General features: G+C 65.5%; 13 protein-coding genes. 8 read left to right on the plus strand and 5 right to left on the minus strand.

The window, feature by feature from the left end:
• The first annotated feature begins 223 nt into the window (after positions 1–223).
• The 3 genes from AC0NZN_RS16615 to AC0NZN_RS16625 all read left to right on the plus strand — a co-directional run bounded on the left by AC0NZN_RS16615 (position 224) and on the right by AC0NZN_RS16625 (position 2,956).
• Positions 224–505 carry a helix-turn-helix domain-containing protein gene (locus AC0NZN_RS16615; protein ID WP_474593433.1) on the plus strand — a complete coding sequence of 94 codons (282 nt, stop codon included), beginning with the start codon at positions 224–226 and terminating at the stop codon, positions 503–505.
• A 742-nt stretch (positions 506–1,247) separates the two neighbouring features.
• Positions 1,248–2,096, plus strand: coding sequence for an SDR family oxidoreductase (locus tag AC0NZN_RS16620; RefSeq protein ID WP_474593434.1), 849 nt, complete (start codon positions 1,248–1,250; stop codon positions 2,094–2,096).
• Between the two features lie 17 nt (positions 2,097–2,113).
• The gene (locus tag AC0NZN_RS16625) at positions 2,114–2,956 is read left to right on the plus strand and encodes an alpha/beta hydrolase (RefSeq protein ID WP_474593435.1); all 843 of its coding nucleotides are present in this window, start codon (positions 2,114–2,116) and stop codon (positions 2,954–2,956) included.
• A 277-nt stretch (positions 2,957–3,233) separates the two neighbouring features.
• On the opposite strand, the gene AC0NZN_RS16630 is transcribed toward AC0NZN_RS16625, so the two are convergent.
• From AC0NZN_RS16630 to AC0NZN_RS16645, 4 genes are all read right to left on the minus strand, one after another.
• Positions 3,234–4,145, minus strand: coding sequence for an SDR family oxidoreductase (locus AC0NZN_RS16630; RefSeq protein ID WP_474593436.1), 912 nt, complete (start codon positions 4,143–4,145; stop codon positions 3,234–3,236).
• A gap of 16 nt (positions 4,146–4,161) precedes the next feature.
• Positions 4,162–4,923, minus strand: coding sequence for an SDR family oxidoreductase (locus AC0NZN_RS16635; protein WP_474593437.1), 762 nt, complete (start codon positions 4,921–4,923; stop codon positions 4,162–4,164).
• Between the two features lie 81 nt (positions 4,924–5,004).
• A complete protein-coding gene (locus AC0NZN_RS16640) occupies positions 5,005–5,346 on the minus strand; it encodes a hypothetical protein (protein ID WP_474593438.1) in 342 nt (113 codons plus the stop codon).
• 68 nt (positions 5,347–5,414) lie between these two features.
• A complete protein-coding gene (locus tag AC0NZN_RS16645) occupies positions 5,415–6,347 on the minus strand; it encodes an RNA polymerase sigma-70 factor (RefSeq protein ID WP_474593439.1) in 933 nt (310 codons plus the stop codon).
• A gap of 146 nt (positions 6,348–6,493) precedes the next feature.
• Between AC0NZN_RS16645 and AC0NZN_RS16650 the strand changes: the two genes are divergently transcribed.
• The 4 genes from AC0NZN_RS16650 to AC0NZN_RS16665 all read left to right on the plus strand — a co-directional run bounded on the left by AC0NZN_RS16650 (position 6,494) and on the right by AC0NZN_RS16665 (position 10,040).
• Complete coding sequence (locus tag AC0NZN_RS16650) at positions 6,494–7,444, plus strand: alpha/beta hydrolase (protein WP_474593440.1); 951 nt, start codon at positions 6,494–6,496, stop codon at positions 7,442–7,444.
• 45 nt (positions 7,445–7,489) lie between these two features.
• Positions 7,490–8,236, plus strand: coding sequence for an alpha/beta fold hydrolase (locus AC0NZN_RS16655; RefSeq protein ID WP_474593441.1), 747 nt, complete (start codon positions 7,490–7,492; stop codon positions 8,234–8,236).
• 62 nt (positions 8,237–8,298) lie between these two features.
• Entirely contained in the window at positions 8,299–9,285 is a 987-nt protein-coding gene (locus AC0NZN_RS16660; protein ID WP_474593442.1) for an alpha/beta fold hydrolase, read from the plus strand.
• Entirely contained in the window at positions 9,282–10,040 is a 759-nt protein-coding gene (locus AC0NZN_RS16665; protein ID WP_474593443.1) for an SDR family oxidoreductase, read from the plus strand. The genes AC0NZN_RS16660 and AC0NZN_RS16665 overlap by 4 nt, the downstream gene beginning before the upstream one ends.
• Before the next feature lie 57 nt (positions 10,041–10,097).
• Here AC0NZN_RS16665 and AC0NZN_RS16670 read toward each other — a convergent pair whose 3' ends face one another.
• Entirely contained in the window at positions 10,098–10,931 is an 834-nt protein-coding gene (locus AC0NZN_RS16670; protein ID WP_474593444.1) for a helix-turn-helix transcriptional regulator, read from the minus strand.
• Between the two features lie 242 nt (positions 10,932–11,173).
• Between AC0NZN_RS16670 and AC0NZN_RS16675 the strand changes: the two genes are divergently transcribed.
• The gene (locus tag AC0NZN_RS16675; RefSeq protein ID WP_474593445.1) at positions 11,174–11,677 is read left to right on the plus strand and encodes an aldehyde dehydrogenase family protein; all 504 of its coding nucleotides are present in this window, start codon (positions 11,174–11,176) and stop codon (positions 11,675–11,677) included.
• The last annotated feature ends 153 nt before the right edge of the window (positions 11,678–11,830 follow it).

Raw genomic sequence — 11,830 nt, forward strand, 5'->3', positions numbered from 1 at the left:
GACGCGGATCGATAGCCACCAAGACCTCGACAATCACGGCCGACGGTGCAGGAGCTGCGGCCCGACGGTCGGCCTCAGTCGGCGGGTCGCAGCAGCACACGTGCAAGCCGACATTCCGCGCGAGCGCGGCGGTCGAGAAAGAAGAGATTGTTTCGTATGGCCACCTGGATTATGCCATACCGACTAGGCCATACGGGAGCACGCATCTCGAAACGCTGGATGGATGGCGAAGCGCACCCGGCCCGACGAGGCGGCGTGGAGCGCGTACGCGAGCGACTTGGCGGTGAATCTCCACCGGATCCGTCTCGAGCGCGGCTTGAGCCAGGAGGACGTCGCCTACGCCGCGGGCCTCACCCGGTACACGTACCAGAAGTACGAGAAGGGTGAGTCGAAGCCTGGGATGCCGGCGAACCCCACCATCCGTACCTTACTCGCGCTCTGCCAAGCGCTTGATGTCACGCTCGTCGACCTGCTGCCGGCGACCCCCGACCTTCGCCTGCGATGAGCGTGCGTGATAGATGGCATGTGCCCCGTCCGGAGTAGCGGGGTCGTGACAAGTACGCTTTTCCTCGCTCGCTGACCTGTACCCGGAACTCGATGCAGTCGGCCGATCTTCCCGTTTGAGGAGCTGAGCGGCATTCGGCTGGTCGTCGGCCGCGGGGCGCTCTTGTCGTCGCGGCTGACGGGCAGCTAGCCGTTGATCCTTCGTGGAAACAGCCAGAGGTCAGCCGCATTGAGTGCTTACGTCTCTACCCAAATCGCGCGGCGAACTGCGCATTGATCGAGTGCAACACACACGCCGGTGTCCGTTCCCACTCCATCCGGCAGGTTCTCACTGATCCGGAGATCTTCTCGCTCGATCCGAGAATTCATCCTCTGACCTCAAAGAAGGTCGGCGCGCCTCGAGCTACCCCTGTATGGCTGGCGTACCGAGATCGACCGCCTCACGAGCACAGGGCTTCTCCAGTGATGCGACGGGCGGCGCGAGCCGCCCGACCGTCGGCCGGTGCGGGGAGCGCGACGTCTTCCACACGAGGACTCCGTTCTGCGGCTGAGGAGCACCGCTTCCTAGAAGGCTGGCCGCTGGCATCGCCGATCTGTGACCGTCAGGGGTGGTGGCTGTCACGCATCTAGCCCCTGGCCGGTCATCTTCTTCGAGGGGCGATCCTCGCCGCTTGAGGAGGATGGACCATGAATGTCATCAGCACATCGACGCGCGGGGCGCTCAGGCCGGAGAGGCGGACAGCATGCGTGTCGCGGTGATTGGCGGCACCGGGCTGATCGGCTCTCAGGTCGCTGCGACTCTGGATGCCGACGGCCATGAGGTGGTGACCGCCGCCCGGTCGACGGGCGTCAACTCGTACACCGGCGAGGGACTGGCCGAGGCGCTCGACGGTGCGCAGGTCCTCGTCGACGTCTCGAACGAGGGATATCAAGACGAGGCTGCGGCGAAGGAGTTCTTCTACAACTCCACCCTTAACCTGATCACCTACGGTGCCGCGGCCGGGGTCACTCACCATGTGGCGCTATCCGTGGTCGGCACCGATCGACTGGCGCGCACGGAGGGCGGGTACTTCGTCGCGAAGGCGATGCAGGAGGAGCTCATCCGCTCAGCCGGTCATCCCTTCACCATCGTGCATGCAACCCAGTTCTTCGAGTTCATCCCGCTCATCGCTGATGCCGGCGCTGATCATCACGTCGTGCGACTGGCGAATGCACTGTTCCAGCCAATGGCTGCCGCCGATGTCGCCACGGCCGTCGCCGGCGTTGCTGTCGGGGATCCGAAGAACACCACGGTCGAGTTCGCCGGCCCGGAGCGGTTCCGGCTGGATGAACTCGTGCACCGGACGCTCCGGGCGCGCACGGACATGCGATCGGTTGTCGTCGATCCGCTGGCTCGCTACTTCGGTGCGCAGCTCGAGGAAGACGAGCTGCTTCCGGGTCCTGACGCCACGCTCGCTCCGACGACGTATGAGGAATGGTTCGCGAATGGCGGGCGGGCGCTCGATCCGCTCACGGGCACGTGGACAACGCCGCCGACGCCGGCGCCGCTGCTGCCCCGCGGAGGCGTCTCCACGGGAGGGGCGCGGTCATGACCGTGGGGGGATCAACGGTGCCCACGATCGTCCTGATCCATGGGTTCTGGGTCACCCCGCTGATCTGGGAGCAGTGGAAGGAGCATTACGAGGCGAAGGGCTACCGGGTGCTCACTCCTGCGTACCCGGGCCTCGGTACCGACGTCGAGGCGCTGCGTGCCGATCCTGCGCCGATCGAGCGGCTCAATGTCAGGGACATCGTCACCAGCCTTGAGCAGCTGATCAGAGGGCTCGAGGAGCCGCCGATCATCATCGGTCATGCGGCCGGCGGCGCCTTCGCTCAGATTCTTCTCGATCGTGGTCTCGGACAGGCCGGAATCGCGATCAACTCGGCACCTCCCCAACCCTTGGGCGTGACGCCGTTCTCTGGGGTCGCCCCATCCCTGCCCGTGCTGCGAAGCCTCGCCGACCGCCACCGTCCCGGGTCGCTGACCGCACAGCAATGGTCGACGATCTTCACGAATACGATGACGGAGCAGGAGTCGCGTGGGCTCTACGAGCGCCACCACATCCCGGCGTCGGGTCGGCTGGTGTGGGACAGCACGCTGGCGAGCATCGGCGTTGGTCGCGACGGCATTCATGTCGACTACCGCAATGACACGCGTGCTCCGTTACTGCTCGTCTCTGGCAGGCGAGATCTCCTCTACCCACCGAAAGTCGGCGAGGCGAACGCGAGCCGCTACAACTCCGATGCCATCACCGAGCACATCGAGTTCGACGGTCCACACCTGCTGATCGCTGCACCGAACTGGACGACCGTCGCCGACTTCGTCCTGGACTGGGCGCTGACCCCGAACGTCACCGCTGCGGGACACGCCTGGGCGGTCGATCCGTCGCTGACATCGATCCGTCGCAACTAGCTGAGCGAGCCGTGCCGCGCAGACATCACCGTCAACGACGCGCCCGATGCAGGGTCGCTCGGCTCAGGGGCCCAGCGCAAACGCCGGCGACGCTGGCACCACAACAGCGTCAACAGCCGCACGCGGTGAACCAGAGCCAGCTTCATGCTGTTGTTGCCTGCCACTCCGTACGACCGGATAGCGAGCCGGAGCGCGAGGCGCCGATGACTTTTCGATGTGAGTGCAAACGAACATGGCCCCCATCGCTGGAGCGATGGGGGCCATGCCGAGGGCTTGATCAGAGGCTATGGACGAAACCTCCGTCAGCCCGGATTGCCGTGCCAGTGACATACGACGCGAGGTCGCTGCACAAGAATGCGCCGATTGCGCCGAATTCGTAGGCATCACCATAGCGTCGCATAGGGATGTCGGCGGCCTCTTCCTCCCGGATCTCCTCAGGCGTCTTGCCGGAACGCTGGGCCTTGGCGATCTCCATCTGATCGCGGCGTTCGGTTCGAAACAGACCGGGAAGCAGGAGGTTCACCGTGACCCCGTCCGGTGCGACCTGAGTCGCGAGAGTCTTGAGGTAGCCAGCGAGGGCATCGCGGCCGATGTTCGCCAACGCCAGGGCCGGAAGCGGCTCCACGACGGTCGTGGCTCCGACGTAAAGAATCCTTCCCCAGCCGCGCTCTCGCATGCCGTCGATGAGCATCGATACGAGCTTGTGCTGGGGGCGGACGAGCGTCGCGATGGCGCTGTCGATGTCATCCGTTGTGACGTCCAGCGCGGATGCGGCCTTTGGGCCCGGTCCGTTCAGGACCAGGATGTCGACCTTGCCGAATGCGTCGAGAGCGGCCCTGACCGCCTGCGCAGGTCCGTCTTCGCTCAGCAGATCGACGCCGACACCGATCGCAGACGGCAGTTCCGCAGCGATGGATGCGGCCAGCTCGCCTCGGCGGCCGGTGATCACAACATTCGCGCCTTCGGCTGCGAGTGACCGGGCGATCGCTTCACCCAGTCCAGCCGTCGATGCACATACAAGGGCCGTGCGGCCGTTCAGATTCAGATCCATGGGTGTTGCTCCCTCTGCTTTGCCTGGTTCGTGTGCACGTTGAGCGAGCGCTTGCCGTCGATCCAGTGACGGATCTGAGAACGGCCACGGCCACCCAGACGTGCGATACGTCGGAGTGGCCGTGATCTGTTGGGGCATGTGTCGCCCCAACAGATCAGCTGCGGGGCGGGTTGGCGGGCAGCCACTCCTCGAGGGTGGTCTCGAAGATGATCGCACCATCGACCGGGATCAGGGTGCGCTCCTCGATGTGAGCACCGTAGTACTGCGCGTCGGGATCCTGCACCACGGTGCGGCTGTCGCCGCGGAATGCGAGGCCACGGCGGACGAACTCGTCCATCGCGAACAGCTCGGGTCCTGCGATCTCCCGGTCGCCGTTGAGGGGTTCCCCCACGGCAGTCCGTGCGACGGCCGTGGACACATCCTCGGCGGCGATCGGCTGAATGAGCGCGCCGGGCAGGTGCACGGCACCGTCGGGCCCGACGGAGATGTCCGCGATGCTGCCGAGGAACTCGAAGAACTGCGTGGCGTGCACCAGGGAGTACGGCATCCCGGACTCGCGGATCAGCTTCTCCTGTGCCGTCTTCGCCCGGAAGTAGGGGATGTTCTGCGGGCGGTTGGTGCCGACGATCGTGAGCGCGACGTGGTGCCCGACGCCGGCTTCCGCCTCCGCGGCGAGCAGGTTGCGGGTGGACGTGGTGAAGAATTTCAGCACGTCGTTCTCCTCGAACGAGGGAGAGTTCGAGACGTCGACGACGACATCGGCGCCGACCAGAACGTCGGCGAGTCCTTCTCCCGTCAACGCGTTCACACCGGTGTTGGGGGATGCCGCCACGGCCTCGTGGCCGTGTGCAGTCAGCTTTGCGACCACCTTCGACCCGATCAGTCCGGTACCGCCGATCACAACGATCTTCGCCATGTCCTTGCCTTTCGTCTGCGGGGGCGCCGATGTCGACGCCTCGTCAGTAGTGACCGAAAGGCAGTCCCGTTTGTGACGTCGTCAGGGCGTGTTCCAGTGCCGCAACTTGTCGGGGTTGAGAACCGCCCAAAGCCCGGCAACTCGGCGGAACTGCATGCGGACATTGAGTACGGCAGCGACCCGGCTTCCGTCACGGAACACCATCGCCGGTGCGCCGTTCACGTCCACAACCGTCGAGCTCCACCCGGTTGCCGGCCCCATAAGGCTCACCAGGACGTCTGAGACCTCGGAGCGACCCAGCACGGGGATCCTCGGGGCGACCCCCCGTCCTCCGCTGTCCACGAGCAGCGTGACCCCGCGACGCAGCTTCTTCGCGAGCCGAACGGGATCACCCTCTGCGAGCATTCGACGGATCGATTCCACACGGGAATTCTGACGGCGTGCGCTTCGCGGGCAGAGATGACCGAGGGAGCGCGATGCTGACCGAGGGGTCATGCTCCGGCCGACGCAAGGTGCCGCAGCTTGTCAGGGCTCATCACCCAGAGGAGCTGGACGATGCCGTCAGAGCCGGTCGTCACCGAGAGCGCTGTGGTGACGACTCCATTCTCGGACAGGGTCACTGCCGGCTGCCCATTCACCTCGACCCAGCCGATCCGCTTTCCGGTCCAGAAGTGGCTTGCGAAGGCCGCGACGAACTTCGCCACTCGCGTGCGGCCGATGACGGGGATGCGCGCAGCGAGCTTCACCCCGTTGCCGTCCGTGTAGCTGACGACATCGGACGAGAAAAGGTCCTCGAGCGCGGCGACATCCCCGGTCTGGGCCGCGACGAGGAACGTTTCGAGCAGCCGGCGGTGCTCTCCCGCAGGCACCGCGTTGCGCCTGTTGTCTGCGAGATGCTTGCGTGCTCTGCTCACCAGCTGCCGAGCCGCGGGCACCGAGGAACGCACGATGACCGCGATCCGCTCGTAGGGATAGTCGAGCGCTTCACGGAGAACGTATGCCGCCCGCTCGGTGGGGCTGAGTTTCTCCAGCAGCAGCAGCACCGCGATGTCCAAGGCTTCACCACGCTCCGCACCGAGCAGAGGATCATCCTCGGTGTTCACCGGCTCTGGAAGCCACGGACCGATGTAGGTCTCCCGACGGGCATGAGCCGACTGCATCTCGTTGATGCACAGGCGGGTGACCACCGTCGTCAGAAGTGCCCTCGGATCTTTCACGACAGACCGATCGGTGTGCTGCCAGCGAATCCAGGCTTCCTGCAGGATGTCCTCCGCGTCGGCGACGCTTCCGAGCATGCGGTAGGCGATACCGAAAAGTCGTCGACGCTCCTGCGCGAACACGTCCGCAGCGCAGTCGAGGTTGACCCATCCACCAGACATCTGATCGTCCGTGATCCTCACCCCTCCGACGCGCACGACCATCATCGCCATGCTCCTAATCATCTTGACCGGGCAGCCGGGTCGAATGTGACACCACGAGTGAATCTCCTCGTGGACGTCACAGGTTCCTGCATTCGCCGGTCTCCACTTCAACACCGGGACCCGCCCGCCGCAGATGAAGGGAAGAACTGATGACCGACCATGTCCTCGAACCCGAGGCTCAAGCCTTCGCCGACGCGACCGCCAAGCCGCCCCGTCTCGCCGATCTCGGCGTGGACGCGGCACGCAAGCTGCTCGACGACGTCCAGTCCGGACCGGTCGACAAGCCGGAGATCAACGAGAAGTGGATCACCGTGCCCGCCGAGGTCGGCGATGTGCGCGTGCGCATCGTCAAGCCGGTCGATGCTGACGGGGTCCTTCCGGTGCTTCTGTACATCCATGGCGGTGGCTGGGTGCTCGGCAACGCCGGCACCCACGACCGGCTGGTCCGTGAGCTCGCCGTCGGCGCGCGCACCGCGGTGGTGTTCGTCGAATATGACCGATCCCCCGAAGCCCAGTACCCCGTCGCTATCGAGCAGGCATACGCCACGGCCAGGTGGATCGTGAACAGCGGCGCCGAGGAAGGGCTTGACGTCGGCCGCCTGGCCATCGCAGGCGACTCCGTCGGCGGTGACATGACTGCCGCAGTCACGATCCTCGCCAAGAAGCGGGGGGATGTCGCGTTCATCCACCAGTCGATGTACTACCCGGTTACCGATGCGGCGCAGGACACCGACAGCTATCGCGAGTTCGCGGACGGTCCCCACCTCACCGCGAAGGCCATGGCTTGGTTCTGGGACAGCTACCTGCCCGACCACACGCGGCGCAGCGAATCGACCGCGTCCCCGCTGCGCGCCACTCGTGAGGAGCTCACCGGGCTACCCGAGGCGTTCCTCGTCGTCGATGAGAACGACGTGCTCCGCGACGAGGGCGAGGCGTACGGCCGGAAGCTCGTCGAAGCGGGTGTTCGCACCACCGTCGTCCGCTACAACAACACGTTGCACGACTTCATGATGCTCAATCCCGTCCGCCCGACCGCGGCCAGCAGTTCCGCGATCGCACAGGCCATCCAGGTTCTGCGGACCGCGTTCGCACAGCGCTGACACCTCCCTTCCTCAGAAATCCCCACCCCTAGAAAAGGAACGATCATGACCGATCAGAAACCGACCATCGTCCTCGTCCACGGAGCGTTCGCCGAGTCCGCCTCCTGGAACGGCGTCATCGGCCACCTCCACGAGCACGGCGTCACCGCGATCGCCGTCGCCAACCCGCTGCGCAGCCTCGCCGGCGACGCCGCCTACGTCCGTGACGTCATCGCCTCCATCACCGGGCCTGTCGTCCTCGTCGGGCACTCCTACGCCGGGATGATCATCACCGAGGCCGCCGCGCAGAACCCGCAGGTCGTCGCGCTCGTCTACGTGAACGCCTTCGTCCCGGAGACCGGAGACAGCGCGTCCACCCTCTCGGTCAGCGCACCGGGCAGCACGCTCGGCGACGCACTCACCGCATACCCCGTCGCCAGCGGTGGAAACGAGTTCGTGATCCGCCCGGAGCTGTTCCACGGCCAGTTCGCAGCCGACGTGCCCGAGACCCAGACCTCGCTGATGGCGGCTACGCAGCGCCCCATCACCCAAGCGGCACTGTCGGATAGCCTGACGACCGAACGCCCGGCGTGGCAGGACATCCCGTCCTGGCACGTGTTCAGCGACCTCGACCGCAACATCCCGGTCGCCGTCCTCCGCGCCGGCGCGGAGCGCGCGTCCTCCCGCGGCACCACCGAGATCGCAGGAGCGTCCCACGCCACCCCGGTCTCCCAGCCGGGAGCGATCGTCGCGGCCATCGCCGAGGCCGGCAGGGCGTATCTCGCCAGCCAGATCGCGAACGCCAACGCTTGACCGAACCGCTCGGCGGCGCCTCGCCCCCCAAGGCGCCGCCGGGCCTTACCCGGAGCACCGCGATGTCCTTGAACCTGCTGCCGACCCGCCGCGTGGATGCCGGCGAGCTGTCCGTCGCGTACGTCGATGCCGGAGACCCCGACGGCCACCCTGTCATCCTCCTGCACGGATACCCGTACGACGTGCACAGCTACGTCGACGTGATCCCCCTCCTCGCCGACGCCGGCTTCCGCGTCCTCGTGCCATATCTCCGCGGACATGGCCCCACCCGATTCCTCGACCCCGCGACGCCGCGCTCTGGACAGCAGGCGGCACTCGGCGCCGACCTGCTCGCGTTCATCGATGCCCTCGACTTGCCAGCACCGACCCTCGCGGGATACGACTGGGGCGGCCGCGCCGCCTGTGTCGTCGCCGCCCTCTGGCCCGATCGCATCTCCGGACTCGTCACCGTCAACGGGTACCTGATCCAGAACATTGCCGCCGCGAACACCCCCATCCGCGCCGACCTCGAAGCCGGCTTCTGGTACTTCTGGTACTTCTCTACCGAACGCGGACGTGCCGGGTTGGAGGACAACCGCCGGGACATCGCCGAAGTCATCTGGAAACGGAACTCACCCGCGTGGAACCACAGCATCGATGAGCTCGCCCGCGTCGCCAGCGCATTCGACAATCCTGACTACGTCGACGTCGTCATCCACTCCTATCGTCATCGCCTCGGTCTCGCTCCGGGAGCCGAGCACCTCGAGCACCTCGAGAATCGTCTCGCACTCCAGCCGACCATTTCCGTGCCCACCATCACCCTCGATGGCCTCGCGGACGGCAACTTCCCGCCGACAGACGGCACCCAGCAGGCACAGCTGTTCTCGGGTCCCCGCGAACATCGACAGGTCCCTCGCGCAGGCCACAATCTCCCGGCCGAACAGCCTCACGCGTTCGTCGACGCGGTCATCACCGTTGCGTCCGCAGCGCAAAAGTCACCGTGCCACCAATCGGGCATCGCGATGGGCGACCGACGACCCTCGACGAGAAGGAACGGAGATCAGAGATGAAGATCGCGGTTGCGGGAGGATCTGGCACACTCGGTCGGCACGTTGTCGAAGCGGCCAAGTCTGCGGGCCACGACGTGATCGTTCTTACAAGAGAAAGCGGTGTTGACGTCATCGCCGCCACGGGGTTGGTCGAAGCACTGGACGGCGTGGATACCGTCATCGACGTCACCAACCTGTTCACGACGTCAGCCCGCAGAGCGCGGCGCTTCTTTGAGGGCGCCACCCGCAACCTCGTGCACGCCGGCGTACAGGCGAAAGTCGGGCATCATGTCGCGGTTTCGATCGTCGGCATCGATGACATCGACGCGTCGTACTACGCGGGCAAACTGGCCCAGGAACGAGTCGTGCGCGAGGGGCCCGTGCCGTACACGATCGCGCGAGTATCCCAATTCCATGAGTTCACCGGTCAGCTCCTCGCGAGCATGAAGGGGCCGGTCGCGATCATGCCCAGGATGCTTATGCGACCCGTCGCGTGCCGTGAGATCGGTGCGCACCTCGTGGGGGTCGCCGAGACCGGGCCCGCCGGCCGGGCCCGCGATCTGGTCGGACCCCACGACGAGGAGCTGGCCCACCTCGCTCGTTGCCAACTGCGTTTCGATGGTGTCAGACGCAGGGTTCTCGACATTCGATTCCCCGGCGCATACGGTGCGGGACTCGCATCGGGGCTATTGCGTGGCGGTCATGATGCCGTTCACGGTGTCATCACGTTCGACGAGTGGCTGCGCAGCAGCGACCACGTCAAGCCCGCACCCTGACGACGGACCGTCGTACCAGAATGGACCCCGGACGATCCCGGGTTCTGGACATCGTCGTCAGATGCTCTGCGCACCGATCACTGAGAGAAGTTGGAGCTTCTCCTGACTTTCGGTGCCTGGCGAGGCGGTGAAGATCATGAGCGCTTGTGACTGGTCGGGATCCAGAAGAGTCTGACCATGGAGCTCGATCAATCCCACTTCGGGATGAATGTGACGCTTGGGTTCGCAATACGGTCCAACGACCGGATGCTCATCCCAGATCTCCCGGAACTCCTCGCTCTGTTCTTTCAGCGAAGAAATGAGCACAGCCGCTCGAGAATGGCGCCCGCGCTGCGCGGCAGTGTCGGCAAGACCGGCCACCAAAGTACGTGAATGCCTGGTGTGGTCTTCGGGGGGTGTCGCAACACGCTCTGACTCCCGCGTGAACCATCGGTAGGCGCGACTCCTTTCCATCCCGACGTACGCGGTTTCGTCTCCGAGGAGCGCGACCGCCAGGCGCGTCTGGATCAGGGTCTCACCGAGCGTGTTGACGACCTGTGCAGGCGTGTCGTCAAGGCGGTCTAAGACGCGCATGAGCCCCGGATTGATGTGGTCGTTCCTGTCGATGCGACGTGACGCCGCGTGTCCCGCTAAGTGGAACAAGTGGTCACGTTCATCCATCGTGAGATGGAGTCCGCGCGCGATAGCCGCGAGGACCTGCTCAGAAGGCATCGGACCACGACGCTGCTCGATGCGGCTGTAGTAGTCGACCGAGATTCCGCTCAGAGAAGCGACCTCTTCCCGGCGCAACCCAGCCGTTCGGCGTCGCGAACCGGGGGCCAGCCCCACATCACTCGGTTGAAGAGCGTTCCGCCGTGCCCGGAGGAATTCGGCCAGCTGGTTGCGATCCACCGCTCAATTCTCCTCTTGCTCAATCCCCGGGGGCTCGGTCTCGACGCTCCGACAGCACCGCTACCTGCGAGGCATCGGCCGATGGTCGGTACAGGGGCGGACCAGCATTGCCCCCTCCCGATGATCGACCGAGAGCGTCGGCAGTATCCAGGGACAGATCATCCTCGGATACCGGTCAGCGCTGAGGTCCGAGGATTAACCGAGCATGGTTGTTCGGGGCGCGAGGCTCGAGAGTCTGAGTCATGACATATACGCATGAACATCTCACTGTGGCGGGGCACTGGATCGGTGGAGCAGTTGTTCCCGGGGAGGGTGGGACGACCGACGTCATCAGCCCCGTCGATGGCTCGCTCGTGGCCTCAGTTCCGTCCGGAACAGGTCAGGACGTCGCACACGCTGTTTCTGCGGCTAGAGCTGCGCTTCCCGGATGGGCCGCGACCGAGCCCGCCGAGCGCGCCTCCGCCCTGCGTCGTCTCTCTGAAGAACTCACCTCGCGTATCGAGGACATCGCGCAGGCAGTGACCGCCGAGATCGGGGTCCCGATCTCATTCTCTCGGATGGGTCAAGCAGGCTTCCCGGTGCTCGTGACCGCGGCCACGGCGGACCTGGAGCCTGAGATCGCATGGACCGAGAACGTTGGGAACGCTCTTCTCGTCCGTGAGCCGGTCGGTGTGGTGGGCGCCATCACCCCATGGAACTTCCCCCTGCAGCAGGTGATGACGGTCAAGCCCCGGGGCGTGGTGTAGCGGTCGGTGATCCTTCTTCGTTTGATGCTTAGGCGCTGAGTTCGAGGAGGGTGTCGGTGTTCACCTCGATTCCGGTGTCGGCGACGAGAGTGAGCCTGGACTTCGCGAGCATCTCGAGGCCGAGGTAGCGGCGTCCTTCGACCCATTCGTCGG

Source organism: Microbacterium sp. sgz311019, from assembly GCF_056135325.1.